The 15,888-nt window shown below is 56.3% G+C and carries 14 protein-coding genes; 6 read left to right on the top strand and 8 right to left on the bottom strand.

The genetic code is table 11. The annotated features are described in order from the left end of the window. Positions 1–19 precede the first annotated feature (19 nt). From recJ to GOV89_RS02165, 4 genes are all read right to left on the bottom strand, one after another. On the bottom strand, positions 20–1,762 hold the full coding sequence (recJ, locus tag GOV89_RS02150; RefSeq protein WP_171237339.1) for a single-stranded-DNA-specific exonuclease RecJ: 1,743 nt from the start codon (positions 1,760–1,762) through the stop codon (positions 20–22). Positions 1,763–1,855: 93 nt separating this feature from the next. Further along, positions 1,856–2,839 carry a class II fructose-bisphosphatase gene (glpX, locus tag GOV89_RS02155; protein ID WP_171174891.1) on the bottom strand — a complete coding sequence of 328 codons (984 nt, stop codon included), beginning with the start codon at positions 2,837–2,839 and terminating at the stop codon, positions 1,856–1,858. 69 nt (positions 2,840–2,908) lie between these two features. Beyond that, entirely contained in the window at positions 2,909–4,195 is a 1,287-nt protein-coding gene (locus GOV89_RS02160) for a homoserine dehydrogenase (protein ID WP_171237340.1), read from the bottom strand. A 126-nt stretch (positions 4,196–4,321) separates the two neighbouring features. Then, positions 4,322–4,570, bottom strand: a complete 249-nt coding sequence (locus tag GOV89_RS02165) for a hypothetical protein (RefSeq protein WP_171174887.1) — start codon at positions 4,568–4,570, stop codon at positions 4,322–4,324. A 102-nt stretch (positions 4,571–4,672) separates the two neighbouring features. Here GOV89_RS02165 and GOV89_RS02170 point away from each other — a divergent pair, with 102 nt between their 5' ends. Next, positions 4,673–5,260 (top strand): TetR/AcrR family transcriptional regulator, encoded by a 588-nt coding sequence (locus GOV89_RS02170; RefSeq protein WP_171174885.1) that lies wholly within the window; start codon positions 4,673–4,675, stop codon positions 5,258–5,260. 21 nt (positions 5,261–5,281) lie between these two features. Here GOV89_RS02170 and GOV89_RS02175 read toward each other — a convergent pair whose 3' ends face one another. Further along, the gene (locus GOV89_RS02175; RefSeq protein ID WP_171174883.1) at positions 5,282–6,193 is read right to left on the bottom strand and encodes a pirin family protein; all 912 of its coding nucleotides are present in this window, start codon (positions 6,191–6,193) and stop codon (positions 5,282–5,284) included. A gap of 157 nt (positions 6,194–6,350) precedes the next feature. Between GOV89_RS02175 and GOV89_RS02180 the strand changes: the two genes are divergently transcribed. Further along, positions 6,351–6,830 (top strand): hypothetical protein, encoded by a 480-nt coding sequence (locus GOV89_RS02180; protein WP_171174881.1) that lies wholly within the window; start codon positions 6,351–6,353, stop codon positions 6,828–6,830. Here GOV89_RS02180 and GOV89_RS02185 read toward each other — a convergent pair. From GOV89_RS02185 to GOV89_RS02195, 3 genes are read right to left on the bottom strand one after another with little or no spacing between them, the layout of a single operon-like run. Further along, on the bottom strand, positions 6,792–7,388 hold the full coding sequence (locus GOV89_RS02185; protein WP_171237341.1) for a TadE/TadG family type IV pilus assembly protein: 597 nt from the start codon (positions 7,386–7,388) through the stop codon (positions 6,792–6,794). The two genes, GOV89_RS02180 and GOV89_RS02185, sit on opposite strands and share 39 nt — an antisense overlap. A 4-nt stretch (positions 7,389–7,392) precedes the next feature. Continuing rightward, positions 7,393–7,923 (bottom strand): TadE/TadG family type IV pilus assembly protein, encoded by a 531-nt coding sequence (locus GOV89_RS02190; RefSeq protein WP_171174877.1) that lies wholly within the window; start codon positions 7,921–7,923, stop codon positions 7,393–7,395. Continuing rightward, on the bottom strand, positions 7,920–9,557 hold the full coding sequence (locus GOV89_RS02195; RefSeq protein ID WP_171237342.1) for a TadE/TadG family type IV pilus assembly protein: 1,638 nt from the start codon (positions 9,555–9,557) through the stop codon (positions 7,920–7,922). The genes GOV89_RS02190 and GOV89_RS02195 overlap by 4 nt, the downstream gene beginning before the upstream one ends. A gap of 331 nt (positions 9,558–9,888) precedes the next feature. Between GOV89_RS02195 and GOV89_RS02200 the strand changes: the two genes are divergently transcribed. From GOV89_RS02200 to rpoD, 4 genes are all read left to right on the top strand, one after another. Beyond that, positions 9,889–11,319 carry a Glu/Leu/Phe/Val dehydrogenase gene (locus GOV89_RS02200; RefSeq protein ID WP_171174873.1) on the top strand — a complete coding sequence of 477 codons (1,431 nt, stop codon included), beginning with the start codon at positions 9,889–9,891 and terminating at the stop codon, positions 11,317–11,319. Between the two features lie 132 nt (positions 11,320–11,451). Continuing rightward, positions 11,452–11,748 carry a hypothetical protein gene (locus tag GOV89_RS02205; RefSeq protein WP_171174871.1) on the top strand — a complete coding sequence of 99 codons (297 nt, stop codon included), beginning with the start codon at positions 11,452–11,454 and terminating at the stop codon, positions 11,746–11,748. Between the two features lie 79 nt (positions 11,749–11,827). Continuing rightward, on the top strand, positions 11,828–13,774 hold the full coding sequence (dnaG, locus tag GOV89_RS02210) for a DNA primase (RefSeq protein WP_171237343.1): 1,947 nt from the start codon (positions 11,828–11,830) through the stop codon (positions 13,772–13,774). 114 nt (positions 13,775–13,888) lie between these two features. Then, positions 13,889–15,877 carry an RNA polymerase sigma factor RpoD gene (rpoD, locus tag GOV89_RS02215; RefSeq protein WP_171174868.1) on the top strand — a complete coding sequence of 663 codons (1,989 nt, stop codon included), beginning with the start codon at positions 13,889–13,891 and terminating at the stop codon, positions 15,875–15,877. Positions 15,878–15,888 lie beyond the last annotated feature (11 nt).

Raw genomic sequence — 15,888 nt, forward strand, 5'->3', positions numbered from 1 at the left:
GGGCCACTGTCGCAGAGCGCTAATTTGCCTCTGCTGCATCCTCCAGCCTGAGTTGCACCGATTGGCGCCCGCCCCATGTATTCAACTCAAGCCGTCCCGCGAAATGGAAACGCGCGCCACCATGATTTGACAGCTTCTCGCCCATGGGTCCGTCAAAGGCGCCAAAGGCAATTGCGTCGAGCCCACCGCCCATGCCATCGGCCAGCGACAGTTTCAGATGTGTTTCCCCGACTCGTTTAGCAAAGCGCACCTGAAGGTCCGGCAAAGCATAGCGTGGGGCAGGGGCGCTGGCGCCAAATGGTCCCGCCTTTTCAACCTGTTCTATCAGATCAACCGTCGCCGCGCCGGGCATGAGTGCGCCGTCCAGTTTCAGGTCAGCCGGGCCGCTCTGACCGGCCCCTTGTTTGGCCAGCAACTCGCTCAGACGCTCCATGGCAGGTTCAAGCTTGTCGCGCATCACCGTCAGACCCGCCGCCATCTTGTGGCCGCCGCCCTTGACCAACAGACCTTCAGCGGCGAGACGCTGGATTGAGGCCCCCAGATCAACGCCCGAAACTGACCGACCCGAGCCTTTGCCTTCATCCCCATCAAAGCCAATCACGATGGCCGGGCGGTTGGCGGTTTCCTTCAGGCGCGATGCTACGATCCCCACCACGCCGGGGTGCCAGCCTTCGCCCGCCGCCCACACCAAGGGCGCGTCCAGGCCACGATCCTCGGCCTGTTCCATGGCTGCCGCGCGAACAGCGTTCTCAATATCACGACGTTCTGTGTTCAACGCATCCAAACGCTCTGACAAAGCTTGCGCTTCGTGCGGGGACTCTGTGCTTAGCAATCGCGCGCCCAGATCAGCTTGACCGATCCGTCCGCCTGCGTTCACACGAGGGCCCAGCAGAAATCCAAGATGATAGCTGTTCGGCGCGGTATCCATGCGCGAGACATCGGACAGGGCCACAAGACCGGGGCGCCGCCGCTGCGCCATCACTTTCAAGCCCTGCCGAACCAAAGCGCGATTGGCATCGATCAAAGGTGCGACGTCGGCCACGGTAGCCAGCGCCACCAGATCCAGCATCGACATCAGGTCCGGCCCCTTCGCTCCTGCTTCGCGCAATTGTCGTCCGGCTTCGACCAGCATCAAGAACACCACACCTGCTGCGCAAAGATACCCCAGATCGCCGCTTTCGTCCTGGCGGTTCGGATTCACGACAGCGACGCAATCGGGCAGGGTTTCGCCCCCAAGGTGGTGATCCAGAACGATCACGTCGGCCCCCTTGGCCGCTGCGATCGGGTCATGGCTGAGTGTTCCGCAGTCAACGCAAATGATCAGATCATGCGCTTCCGCTAAATCCCGCATGGCAGGTGCATTGGGGCCATATCCTTCGTCGATGCGGTCTGGCACATACAGCGTCGCCTGCAAACCCATATGGCGCAGCCAGACCATCAGCAGCGCGGCAGAGCTGCCGCCGTCGACATCGTAATCGGCAAACACAGCGATTTTCTGACGATGTCTAACCGCGTTAAGAAAGCGTGTCGCTGCAACCTCCATGTCTTTCATCGCACGCGGGTCGGGCAGCAATTCCTTGAGCTTTGGGTCAAGGAAACCGCGAGCCTCCATCACCGGCACACCGCGTCGGGCCAGAACCTGGCACACCGCGCGTGGCAGATCAGTCTGCTGTGCCATCATTTCTGAGGCGCGCTCGACTTCGGCGCTGGGGCCAACCCAGCGTCGCCCCGTCAATGATTGTTCGACTCCTAGAAAACTCATCGCTCGCCTCTTATGCGCCAAGGCCGGACCCTTGCGGACCCGGCCTTTTCATTTTTTCAGAAATACTCTCGCCAAAGGCAATGGCGCAAGCCGTCACGCCTTGTCGTGCGGCCAGGTGGGCGTGCGATAGGACATGCGGCGCACCGACCCTGTTTTGGACCGCATCAGCAGGGTTGTGGTTTCAACCCAGCCCGGTTCACGTTTGATGCGCGGCAGCAGTGAACCACCTGTAACACCGGTTGCGGCAAAGATCACATCTGCGGTCACCATCTCATCGCGCGCATAAACGCGATCCAGATCCGTGATGCCTGCTTTGGCGGCGCGCCCACGTTCGTCATCGTTGCGGAACAAGAGGCGACCAAAGATTTGACCGCCCATGCATTTCAGCGCGGCGGCAGCCAGAACACCCTCGGGCGCACCACCTTGACCCATATACATGTCGATTCCGGTCACTTCGCTTTCGGCACAGTGCATGACGCCAGCCACATCACCATCGGTGATCAGGCGGATCGAGGCACCGGTCTCGCGCACTTCGGCGATCATGGCTTCATGACGGGGACGTTCCAGAATGCAAACGGTGATGTCGGCCGGTTTGCAGCCCTTGGCCTTTGCCAATGCTTCGACGCGCTCGCGCGGGGACATGTCCAGGTTAACGACGCCCTCAGGCAGGCCGGGACCAACGGCCAGCTTGTCCATATAAACGTCCGGCGCGTGCAGCATCGATCCACGCGGACCCATGGCGATCACGGTCAGCGCGTTGGGCATGTCCTTAGCGGTCAGCGTTGTGCCTTCCAGCGGGTCCAGCGCGATGTCCACACCGGGGCCGGTGCCGGTGCCAACTTCTTCGCCGATATACAGCATGGGCGCTTCATCGCGCTCACCTTCACCGATCACCACGACACCGGCAATGTCCAGCAGGTTCAGCTGTTCGCGCATGGCGTTTACGGCTGCCTGATCGGCAGCTTTCTCATCGCCGCGCCCGACAAGCGAGGCTGAGGCCAGTGCAGCCTGTTCCGCCACCCTTGCCAGCCCCAGAGACAGCAGGCGGTCGTTGAAATCAGTCTTGGCAGCACTCATTGTTCATTATCCCTTGGTCAGTAAAGCCGTTTCTTTCGGCATAGCTTGCGTTTCATGCGGGCTGCAAGATCAAACCTTTTCAATCCGCAGCGCAACAGGCTCACCTGCCACTACATCCGTATTGCGGAAACCGTCCAGCGCCACGTTCAGTGCGGCGCGGGTAGTTTTGTGCGTAACGATTAGAACGGGGGCTGTGCTTTCCGCGTGCGCGTACTGGCGCATCCGGTCGATCGAAACGCCCGCGTCGCCCAGAATAGCCGCAACTTTTGCCAGAGCACCGGGTTTGTCTAACAGGCCAAGCCGCAGGTAATACGGCGCAGGCAGGCCAGTGACCGCGGGCTTGGCAACCTCGAGCGATGTAGCAGGGCGGCCGAAGGTCGAAATCTGCATCCCGCGCGCCAGATCACAAACATCGCCCATCACCGCGCTGGCGGTGGGGCCTTCGCCTGCACCGGGACCGCGCAAAACGATCTGCTCGACCGAGTCGCCTTCGATCACCACCATATTGGTGCCACCCTCCAGCTGACCCAGCGGAGAGTCGCTGGGTACGAGGCAAGGTTGCATACGTTGCTCTAGCCCGCGTGCGGTGCGCTGCGCGACACCCAGCAATTTGATGCGGAAACCCATGTCGTCGGCCTGATCGATATCATCGAGGCTGATGTGCTGAATGCCTTCAATCTCGATGCCATCGAAATTCGGCTTGGTGCCAAAGGCAATCGAGGCCAGAAGCGCCAGTTTATGTGCAGCGTCGATGCCGCCCACGTCCAGATTGGGGTCGGCCTCAAGATAGCCAAGCTCGGCGCATTCATCGAACAGGGCGTTATACCCCTGACGCTGTGATTGCATTCGGGTCAGGATGTAGTTGCAGGTGCCGTTCATCACGCCCATAACACGCGTGATTTCATTCCCGGCCAAACCTTCCGTTAGGGATTTGATTACCGGGATACCACCAGCAACAGCAGCCTCGAAGCGGATGACACGACCCGCAGCTTCTGCCTGTTCTGCCAGTTCTTGTCCGTGGATGGCAAGCAATGCCTTGTTGGCAGTGACAACATCCTTGCCCGAGGTCAAAGCGGCCTCGACCGACGCCTTGGCGGGTCCGTTTTCGCCGCCCATCAACTCGACAAAAACATCGATATCGTCGCGTTTTGCCAGTGCCACCGGATCGGTTTCCCAGGCATAATCCGACAGGTTTACGCCACGATCCTTGTTGGGATCTCGTGCTGACACGGCCACGATCTCAATCGAGCGGCCCGTACGCGCTTTCAGCAAGTCGGCATGGCGGCGGACAATCTTTACGACACCGACGCCGACCGTTCCCAAGCCCGCAATTCCCAGCCGCAGTGCCTGTGTCATGTCGTATGTCCCTTTCCGCCGGATTCTAACTGTATTCGGACGTTTGTCCGATCAGCGCTGCATTAGCGGGTTCGGGCCAAGGGTGCAATCCGTCACCGGGCGAATGTGGAGGTGAAATGCTGTGCGTTAGTTGGTTTGTGCGTTTTGCAGCGCTTGGGCCTTTTGGGCGAGCGCTTCGCTTCGCTGCGTTAGGTCTTCTTCGACCGTGGCAGCTTGGCTGACCGGATCAATGGCAGGTCCCAGTGTTTCTTGCAGAGGAACAAGGCGCGGGTAGGGAGCTTTTTTCACCGAGGCCGGTTCACTGCCTTCCAACTCGGGGAAATCTGCGCAGCCGGCGCAAAGAAGGATAAACGACAGTATAGGCAGCAGTTTCATAGGGTGCGCTTTTTTGTTTTGTGTGCCGTATTGTGATGCACCTTTTGGGGCTGTCGATCAAGCGGGGTTCTATCTGAACAATTGTTCAGATATCGTAGGTACATGGCACGAACTCAAGGCTCTCACTCGGACATAACCGGCCCGCGCATTCGCAAGGCTGCTCTGAACTTGTTTGCACGACACGGCTATGCCGCCGTTTCGATGCGGCAGATCGCGAAAGAAGTCGGAGTGCAGGCTGGGGCGTTGTACAATTACACGCCGGACAAGCAAAGCTTGTTGTACCGATTGATGCGTGAACACATGCAGGAGTTGTTGTCTGCATTTAGCGAATTGCAGGGCGGCGAAGACGCTCCACAAGCATTGCGCCAGTTCGTCGGGTTTCACATTCGCTTCCACCTGCAACGCCCTGATGAGGTCTTCATAGCCTATATGGAGTTGCGAAATCTCTCGCCAGAAAACTTCGCCGAAATAGAAGACCTTCGTCGACAGTACGAAAACGCGCTGGAAAACATCCTTCACGCGGGGCAGCAGGCCGGTCAGTTTGCAATTCCAGACACTAAGATTGCGACGCTTGCCGTGATTGCCATGTTGAACGGTGTGATGACCTGGTATCGATCCGGTGGCCGATTGTCGCTGGATGAGGTCGAACAGATCTATTGGAACATGGTGCACAAGGCAGTGACGGCCTGACAACGTCAAGCCGCCAATAGGTCAGTGCGCGGGGCGAATGAACGTCCCGTTTCGCAGCTCCCGAAACGCTTGTTCCAGTTCGGCCCGTGTGTTCATCACAATTGGACCGTGCCACGCGACTGGTTCATCAATCGGAGCGCCAGAGATCAACAAAAACCGAACACCTTCCTGGCCTGCCTGAACGGTGATTTCATCCCCGGTGCCAAAGCGGACAAGGGTCCGGTCGCCAGACATATCGCGGATGTTGACCTCTTGCCCGGCGACCTCTTTTTCCAACAGCACGCCTGTTGGCTGCGAAGCGTCGGCAAAGGCGGCCTGACCCTGGAACACATACGCGAAGGCTCGGCGATAGGTGTCGATCCGAAAGGTCTTTTTCACACCTGCGGGGATCGAGATGTCCAGGTATTGCGGGTCTGCCGCGATACCATCCACCGGCCCGGTCTTACCCCAGAAGTCTCCAACAATCACACGAACAGTTGTGCCGTCGTCATCGATGATTTCGGGAATGTCTTTGCTTTGAACATCCTGATAGCGAGGGGCGGTCATCTTCTGATCCGAGGGCAGGTTGCCCCACAATTGAAATCCGTGCATCTGCCCCGAGGTGTTTCCGTGCGGCATTTCCTGATGCAGTATACCTGACCCGGCCGTCATCCATTGCACGTCGCCCGCACCCAAGGTGCCGGTGTTGCCCAATGAATCGGAATGCTCGACCGATCCGGCCAGAACATAGGTGATTGTCTCGATCCCGCGATGCGGATGCCAGGGAAACCCGGCCTGATAGTCCTGCGGCCTTTCGTTTCGAAAGTCGTCAAACAGAAGAAAAGGGTCCAGTTCCGACGGGTCTTGAAACCCGAACGCACGATGCAGTTTCACTCCGGCCCCTTCCATCGTGGGAATGGCCTGACGCGTTTCCAATGTAGGTCTGAGCGACATGATAAACTCCGGTTCGTTTGAGCAGCATGTAATCTCTGCGCCTGTGCAGTCAATTTGCGCGAACAAACCGAACCTGTGCGAATTTGCAACTTAACCAACCCCCTGTTGTTTCCCATTCAAAGAAGCTAAATCGAGGGGAACAAATTGGGAGATATTGATGCAGGACGACGTGTTGGCAACGATTCAGGCATCCTCGCCCAGACGCTGGGCCGGGGTAGGGATGCTGACAACGGTCGGGGCGCTGGTGACGTATGTTGCCTTGGCGTCGCCGCCCGAGCCGATGTGGCAAGTGTTTTTGTTTGCTGTGGGTGGCGCATCCCTATGGCTGGCCTACCGCGTCTGGCATGCGACACAGGATTGCATAGAACTGACTCAATCCGAACTACGCACGGGCTCGGGTCAGATCATCGCAAGAATCGAAGATATTGAGACTGTCGATAGAGGTGTTTTTGCCTTCAAACCGTCAAATGGCTTTCTGGTTCGCATGCGCCACAAGATGTCATACAAATGGGCACCAGGGCTTTGGTGGAGGCTTGGTCGTAGGGTGGGCGTGGGCGGCATGACAGCTGCCGCCGAGGCCAAGTTCATGTCAGAGGCTTTAAACGTTATTATCGCAGACAAAGGGCGTCTTCGCTAAATTGCACGCCACTTCGTTTGTGAATCTCGGCCTGGTAAAGATGAAGTTTTCAAAGGTAATTCCAGTGGCGAAGTCCCAGCCGGGTCTAAATGTCGGAATATACTCGTTTGATGTCTCGACCAGAATGAGCGTGTCCTGATTGGTCATCGGCGGCAGACGGGTTTCGATTTCGTCGATGTTGTTGTTGTCCCACGATTGCTCAAAACCGCGTACAGTGGACCACCGCACATAGTGACGGTCATCGTCTTCGTCGAATAAGATAAGCGACACCCGCATTTTCATCTCAGACCGATTATTGATCATCTTGCCCGCCAAATCGTGAAGCGAGTCGAAATATGTATCGGTTACGGCTTGAGTTTCACGTGAGATTAAATCGCTGATTGTATAAGCGGCCTTAAGATTCGACGCGCTTTGACGAAACCCTTCGAACGCTGTGAAGGTGAACGTGATCGTCCACAACATAAGCGGGAAGATCATAAGCGCTTCAACGGAAAGAATACCGCTTTCATCGTTCTTGAAGCCTTTGGTGCGGTTTTTTAAATTACTGAGTGTAGACATGATCTTACAGCGGCTCCTGTACAAATGCTGTCGTCGCGGTGACTGCGTAATGGCCAGTGTCATCGGGAACAACTTTTGCAATTGCGGACGCCTCCAGAATTGGATCGATACGCAAGCAGGCCCGCAAGATCATCAACTCGTTGGATTGCCCACTTTTAAAGTCCAGCACGGGTTTTGGATCTTCCGAGCTGTCAGTGCATGGAACTTTGTCCGAAAGAACGATACCTGTGAACGCATCTTGTTGGATCATCTGCAGTCGCAGGTTCCCAACACAGTCCGTGATGCCAGATACGTCACAAATCCTTGTCTTGATGTCGTCGTGGTTCCAGTTGGTACCAGTGCCCAAACGAATGTCCCTCACGATAAGGTCAACTCCGCGTTCCAACGCCGCGTGACGCATCGTGATTAACGACAGTTCGGCACCCGCGACAAGAAATGCCAAGAAAAACGGAACAAGCATGACAAACTCGATCGTCGCGCTCCCCGTCTCGGACCTACGAAACGGCCCGAGTTTCGACAGCATTCTGCGGATCATTGGGTCAGCCTCAATTTATGGATGGAAGAGGCGATGGATTCGAATGCTTTTTCAAGGTCGAGTCCACTAACATCATAGACGTGGCTGTCCGAGCTTGCGCAGTCTTTGAGCGTTCTGAAGCCCGCACGCGGTGCTTCAAATGCGATGCCATAGACAATAATACCTTGGTCTTTCGCTGCACCACACACATGTTTCGTGTGCTGGTTTTTCGCCGAAGTCTCTACTTTCGAGTAGGCTTTGGAGTACCATTCCGCCCAACCGCTGGATTGCCAGTAGTAATTGTATCTGGCGTTCCAGGCCAATGAGACACGGTTAAACAGCTCGGGATAGGTCAGGCGAACCGCCGTTCCGGTTTCCTTGTTCAATTCCGTCTCAGGCTCGGGGTTTCCGAAGGGATGATCCGCCCAAGCGTTTTGCTGGGGCCAGAAATAGTTCGGTCGGCCCTCGGAGTGATACACGGTATACTCACCAGCATCGGAATTGTACCAAACGTCTGACATACCTTCGCGCAGCGAAGGATTGAGCATGTATTGGTCTGTGTTCTGACCGTCCGTCATTACGATGATAATTTTAAGAACGTTCGAGTCGTAATCAGTGGGACGTACCGAAAACTTGCTAGGAACAATTGTTGACGGTGCATATGCAGGGTCTTGTTCCGTCGAAAGTTGCTGCACAATTGGCCGAGTGCTGGGGTCCAAAAGGGCAGTTCCCCACTTCACTCCGATATCAATCGATGTGTTTCCACCCGGTGTGAGCGATGCGATTTGCCCAAGGAGCTTATCCATATTGTCGGTCACAGGAGTGATTGCGCTGCCTGCGCGAACTGGGCAAACGGGCAGGGCGATTGAACCTTCGGAATAGGTGAAAGGATCGAAATGAGCCGTGCGTTCCAACCTGTCACCTACGTGCAGGTCGGCATCGCTGTACTGTTCCGGAATAAAGTTCACGCAATGCGAATAGCTATGCTCCTGCGTAACGTCGGTAAACTTGTCCAGAATTGACGCGCCAGCGTTGACCTGCGTTGCGTATGGTACGATTGAGATAGAAATCTCGCCATTGCCGGATTTGTCGAGCATAAGCTTGACAAACTCGGACGCTGCCTGCTGCAGAACCTTGATCTTGGATTCCCCAGGTGTCGCAGATGCTCGAGACATGGATCCGGAAATATCAAGGACCAGAGAAATTTCCACTGCACCAATCGATTCTTCGGCCGCGCTGGTGGCCCTCATCCCTAGTTCGGTTACTTGTCCGTAACGCAGGTATCGAGTCTCCATGACCGCTTCAGCAGACGCTGTTACCGATCTGGAACCAAACCCTTCGACCACTGTGGTAACGGCATTGAGGTTGCCCAGTCCAGCTTTGTCCATATACGCGTCTACAACGTCTTTGGCAGGAAGTTGCTGGTCAAGGTCAGCCGCGGCCAGGACAGCACGGTCCAAAGTGGATTGCAGGCTCGCGCGGTCGCGTTCATACTTCATGAATTCCATCGACATGCCTGTGACCGCAAGCATGAGAACCATCATAAACAAAACAAAGATAGTGAATGTACCATCTTCTTCTTTGGCAAACTTGCGAATTTCGGAAGCGCGACGCTTGAGTGTCGAACCGTTATTCTGAAGCGAGTATTTAATCATTTTGATGACTCCGCTCCGCACATGGAGTTCGTGCGATATGAAAAGAGATTTGGGTTAAATTTAATTTTCAATCATGGCGTGAATTGGGCGAAAAAGGCTTGGTTTTGGCCTTTTTACGCGTATTTCGGGTATAAAACTGTGCGCCGTTACCGTTCTGTCGATGAAATGAAAACAATTCATTAACTGTTGAGGCGATTGCCCGACTCACCTCGTTTGGTGACGTATTTGTTAACGAAATGATGAAAAAAAGTGCATTGTTTGATTGCAGCCTGACGCAACTGGTGCGACAAAACGTCATGACGTTACGTCTGGTATCGATACGGAGGAATGTATGACCGGCATCAAAGAACCCAGCTTTCGTGAGAGTGTTGATCTGATGTTCAACAGGGCAGCGTCACTAATGGACCTGCCGCCAGGGCTGGAACAAAAGATCCGGGTGTGCAACGCAACGTATACGGTTCGCTTCGGGGTGCGTCTGCGGGGTGAAATCCACACGTTTACTGGCTATCGCTCAGTCCACTCTGAACATATGGAGCCGGTCAAAGGTGGTATTCGTTACGCCACTGCCGTTAACCAGGACGAAGTTGAGGCGCTCGCTGCGCTGATGACCTACAAGTGCGCGCTTGTCGAAACGCCGTTTGGTGGATCGAAAGGCGGGTTGTGCATCGATCCGCGCCAGTATGAAGAGCATGAGTTGGAACAAATCACGCGGCGCTTTGCTTATGAACTTGCGAAGCGTGACCTGATCAACCCGTCGCAAAACGTACCGGCCCCTGACATGGGCACGGGCGAACGTGAAATGGCGTGGATGGCTGATCAATACGCGCGCATGAATACGACTGATATCAATGCGCGGGCCTGTGTGACCGGCAAGCCGCTGAATGCAGGCGGTATAGCCGGGCGGGTCGAGGCAACCGGGCGCGGCATTCAATACGCGCTGCGCGAGTTTTTCCGTCATCCCGAAGACATCGCCAAGGCGGGGCTGGAAGGCAGCCTGGACGGTAAGCGCGTTGTTGTGCAGGGGCTTGGCAACGTGGGTTACCACGCGGCGAAGTTCCTCAGCGAAGAAGATGGCTCTCGCATCGTGGGGATCATCGAATGGGATGGCGCGCTGTACAACCCCGACGGTATCGACGTAGAGGCGGTTCGGCAGTGGATCGTCAAACATGGCGGCGTCAAGGACTACCCTGATGCGACCCACTCGGCCGAAGGTGCAAGTGTGTTGGAAGCGGATTGCGACATTCTGGTCCCGGCGGCCTTGGAGGGGGTGATCAACCTGTCCAATGCCGAGCGGATCAAAGCACCGCTGATCATCGAAGCGGCGAACGGTCCAGTGACGGCGGGTGCGGATGAAATCCTGCGAAAAAAGGGCACGGTGATCATCCCGGACATGTATGCCAACGCTGGTGGTGTGACGGTCTCGTACTTCGAATGGGTCAAAAACCTCAGCCATATCCGCTTTGGCCGGATGCAGCGACGCCAGGAAGAAGCGCGCCATGAACTGATCGTCAGTGAATTGGAGCGTTTGGACCGTTATCTGGGCGAGGCCTGGTCGATGTCTCCGGATTTCAAAGCCAAATACCTTAAAGGTGCGGATGAGTTGGAACTTGTCCGGTCGGGCCTGGATGACACTATGCGCATTGCCTATCAATCCATGCGCGAGGTCTGGCACAGCCGTGATGATGTCGAGGATCTTCGGACCGCGGCCTATATCGTCGCAATTGACCGTGTGGCCAGCAGCTATCGGGCCAAGGGGCTATGATCACGGCCGGAGGGGGAGGGCGTTCCACCCCCTCCGCAACGCAAAACCCTGAACACGTTTTCCAAATGGTAATGGCGGGTCTGTCTATGGGCGGGTAAGCTGCGGTCAAACCAATGATTCCGGGAGACCTCAATGTTGCGTATCGCTATCGCTGCCGTTGTGCTTGCCACACCCTTGGCTGCAGCTGAAACCAAGGAACAAAGCTGCAAGTATCAGGCCGACGTCGTTGCCGCGATCCAGCAGGCGCGTCTGGACAGGGTGAAGGAGCGCGACGTTCCGAAGGCTGTGGCTGACAGTGGCCCGACCTGGCCCGAGAATTACAATGCCGCAATCCCACTGATTACGCCTTGGGTCTACGAACAGAAGATGCGAGACGTGCGCAAGAAAGATTTGGGCGCGGCCTGGTTGGAGCTGTGTTTGCAGCAGTAATCCACATTCCCGCATTTCCTTGTGGATAAGCCCACGCCATCCCCTTGGCGTGGGTTTTCATTTCTGGCAGGTTTGATCTATGTCTTTGCCCCCCGGATTTCTGGATGAGTTGCGCACCCGGCTAAGCCTGTCTCAGGTCGTCGGACGCAAAGTCATGTGGGATCAGCGCAAATCTAATCAGGGCAAGGGTGATATGTGGGCTCCGTGCCCGTTTCACCATGAAAAGACTGCTTCGTTCCATGTCGATGACCAGAAGGGCTTTTATTACTGCTTCGGCTGTCACGCCAAAGGTGACGCGATCAGTTTTGTGAAGGAGACCGAGAATGTCTCGTTTATCGAAGCAGTCGAGATACTAGCGCGTGAGGCTGGGATGCCCATGCCCGCACGCGATCCCAAAGCGCAGGAAAAGCTGGACCGCCGGTCGCAACTGGCCGATGTGATGGAGCAGGCGGTGCAGTTCTTCCGCCTGCAGCTCAAAACCGGTGCAGGGGCGACTGCACGCGATTACCTTGCGGGCCGAGGGCTGGATGCCCAGGCGCTGGATCGGTGGGAGATCGGATTTGCCCCGGACGGCTGGCAGGCGCTGTGGGATCATTTGCGCGGTAAGAATGTGGCTGAGGATCTGATCCTTGGGGCGGGGCTGGCCAAGCCGTCGAACAAGGGTAAGAAGCCCTACGACACGTTCCGTAACCGGATCATGTTCCCCATCCGCGATGCGCGTGGACGCTGTATCGCGTTTGGCGGTCGGGCGATGGATCCAAATGACAACGCCAAGTATCTGAACTCTCCCGAGACCGAGTTATTCGACAAAGGGCGCAGTCTCTATAACCATGGTCCTGCGCGGCAGGCGTCCGGCAAGGGGCAGCCGCTGATCGTGGCTGAAGGGTATATGGACGTAATCGCGCTGGCCGAGGCGGGTTTTGGAGCATCAGTTGCCCCTTTGGGCACAGCCATCACCGAGCATCAGCTACAATTGCTCTGGCGTGTTTCCAATGAACCGATCATCGCGCTTGACGGTGACACGGCGGGTCTGCGTGCGGCGATGCGCGCCGTCGATCTGGCCTTGCCGTTGCTCGAGGCAGGAAAATCTCTGCGCTTTGCTTTGATGCCAGAAGGCAAAGACCCCGATGATCTTTTGCGGGCAGAAGGGCCGGGGGCCGTGCAATCGGTGTTGGAAAGCGCCATTCCGATGGTCAAACTGCTGTGGCAGCGCGAAACCGAAGGTAAGATTTTTGACAGCCCCGAGCGCAAGGCGGCACTGGATAAATCCCTGCGGGAAAAGCTCAAGCTGATCCGTGACCCGTCGATCCGATCGCATTACGGGCAAGAGATCAAGGATTTGCGCTGGCAACTTTTCCGTCCCCAGCGCCAACCACAGAACCGACAGTGGCAACCGCGTGGTAAGTGGCAACCGCCGCAATCGGCAACGCCGGGTGCGCGGGCGTCTTTCCTGGCATCGTCCGAGACCGCTGATATTCAACTGCGCGAGGCGGCCATTCTCGCCATTTCTATCCTCAACCCACAGGTCGTTGTCCAGTTCGAGCACCAGCTTGAAGACATGGAATGTCTCAACCCCGAATACGCTGCCCTGCGGGACGCCATTCTGCGCCACGCGATTGATGATCCGGATCATCTGAAAGACCACATTGTGGATTCTTTAGGTCACCAGCCCCTTGAAAACCTGCTGGCCCTTCGCCATGTCGCAGTGATCCCCTGTGTGTACAAACCGGGCGATGTTGAAAAGGCCGAGATGACACTGGCCGAGGAACTCGCAAAGATCAAAGCGCTCCGGGGGTTGGATGCTGAGATAGCCGAAGCGGCGGAGGAATTGTCTGATCTGGCCGATGAGGCGCTGACATATCGGCTGGCGCAAGCCGCTGAAGAGCGCAACCGAACAAGCCGCAGCCAGAACGAAGACAGGGCCGTTTTCGACATTGCCGACAATGGAGCGCGAATCAACCGCGACGAGAAAGACGCGTTCGAGGCAATCATGTCCGGTATCAATTTCGAGCGGAAACGCCGGTAAACTGGTGTTTTCATAAGGCACTGGAAAAGAAAAACGGGTAAACGGGTGGCCGAATCACTTCTAAGCGCTAATGATTCGGTTCAAACGAATCACCCATCCCTGCAGGAGCATTGAATGGCCGCCAAAGACACGACCGAAGATCGCAAATCCGAAGAGCAGGAACAGGAAATCTCGCTGGACATGAGCCAGGCCCAGGTCAAGAAGATGATCGCCGAGGCCCGCGAGAAAGGTTACATCACCTACGACCAGCTCAACCAGGTTCTGCCACCGGATCAGGTCAGCTCGGAACAGATCGAAGACGTAATGTCGATGCTGTCCGAGATGGGCATCAACATCATCGAAGATGAAGAGGCAGAAGAGGAAGAGAACAAGGGCTCGACCGAACTGACCACCACCGAAAGCAACCGTGAGGTTGCGTTGGCCGGGGCCGCCACCGAAAAACTGGATCGGACCGACGATCCCGTTCGCATGTATTTGCGCGAAATGGGATCGGTTGAACTGCTGAGCCGTGAAGGCGAGATTGCCATCGCTAAACGGATCGAAGCCGGCCGCAACACCATGATCGCTGGATTGTGCGAAAGTCCGTTGACGTTCCAGGCGATCACAATCTGGCATGACGAATTGCTGTCCGAAGACATTCTTCTACGCGACGTCATCGATCTGGAAACCACCTTTGGCAACCAGATGGACGAAGACGGCGATGTGGAAGAGCCTGTGGTCGACACGTCCGCTGTGCAGGCGGCCAAGCCTGCGAAAGATACCGGCCCCGAGCTGGATGCTGACGGCAACCCGCTGAACAATGACGACGATGACGACGACGATGATCAGGCCAACATGTCGCTGGCCGCGATGGAAGCGGCGTTGAAGGATCAGGTTCTGACCACGCTCGAACGCATTTCGACCGATTTCTCGATGTTGTCGGAAATGCAGGACAGCCGGATTTCAGCCACCCTGAACGAGGACGGCTCGTTTAGTAAAAAGGACGAAGAAACCTATCAGAAGCTGCGTGCCGAAATCGTTGAACTGGTGAATGGTCTTCACCTGCACAACAACCGGATCGAAGCGCTGATCGACCAGCTCTACGGTATCAACCGTCGAATCATGTCTCTGGACAGCGCGATGGTAAAATTGGCGGATCAGGCACGCATCAACCGTCGTGAGTTCATCGAAGCGTACCGGGGCCGCGAACTGGACCCGAACTGGCTGGCAGAGATGGCTGAAAAGCCGGGCCGTGGCTGGCAAATGTTCATCGAACGCTCGACCGCCAAGGTTGAAGAACTGCGCAACGACATGGCGCAGGTCGGTCAGTATGTTGGTCTCGATATCTCGGAATTCCGCCGCATCGTGCAGCAGGTTCAAAAGGGTGAGAAAGAAGCCCGTCAGGCCAAGAAAGAAATGGTCGAAGCCAACCTGCGTTTGGTGATCTCGATCGCCAAAAAGTACACGAACCGTGGCCTGCAATTCCTTGATCTTATTCAGGAAGGCAACATTGGCCTGATGAAAGCGGTGGACAAGTTCGAATACCGTCGCGGCTACAAGTTCTCGACCTATGCGACTTGGTGGATCCGTCAGGCGATCACGCGGTCTATCGCGGATCAGGCGCGGACGATCCGTATCCCGGTTCACATGATCGAAACGATCAATAAGCTGGTCCGCACGGGACGCCAGATGCTGCACGAAATCGGTCGCGAGCCGACGCCGGAAGAGTTGGCCGAAAAGCTGCAGATGCCGCTTGAGAAGGTTCGCAAGGTGATGAAGATCGCCAAGGAACCGATCTCATTGGAAACTCCGATTGGCGACGAGGAAGACAGCCAGTTGGGCGATTTCATCGAGGACAAGAATGCTGTGCTGCCGCTGGACAGCGCCATTCAAGAAAACCTCAAGGAAACCACGACACGGGTTCTGGCCTCGCTTACGCCGCGTGAGGAACGCGTTCTGCGGATGCGTTTTGGCATCGGTATGAACACCGATCACACCTTGGAAGAAGTGGGTCAGCAATTCAGCGTGACCCGCGAACGGATTCGTCAGATCGAGGCGAAGGCGCTGCGCAAGTTGAAGCACCCCAGCCGATCTCGAAAACTGCGGTCTTTCCTGGATCAGTAAGTCCAAAGGCG

This window comes from Ruegeria sp. HKCCA5763, from assembly GCF_013034545.1.
Lineage (GTDB): Bacteria > Pseudomonadota > Alphaproteobacteria > Rhodobacterales > Rhodobacteraceae > Ruegeria.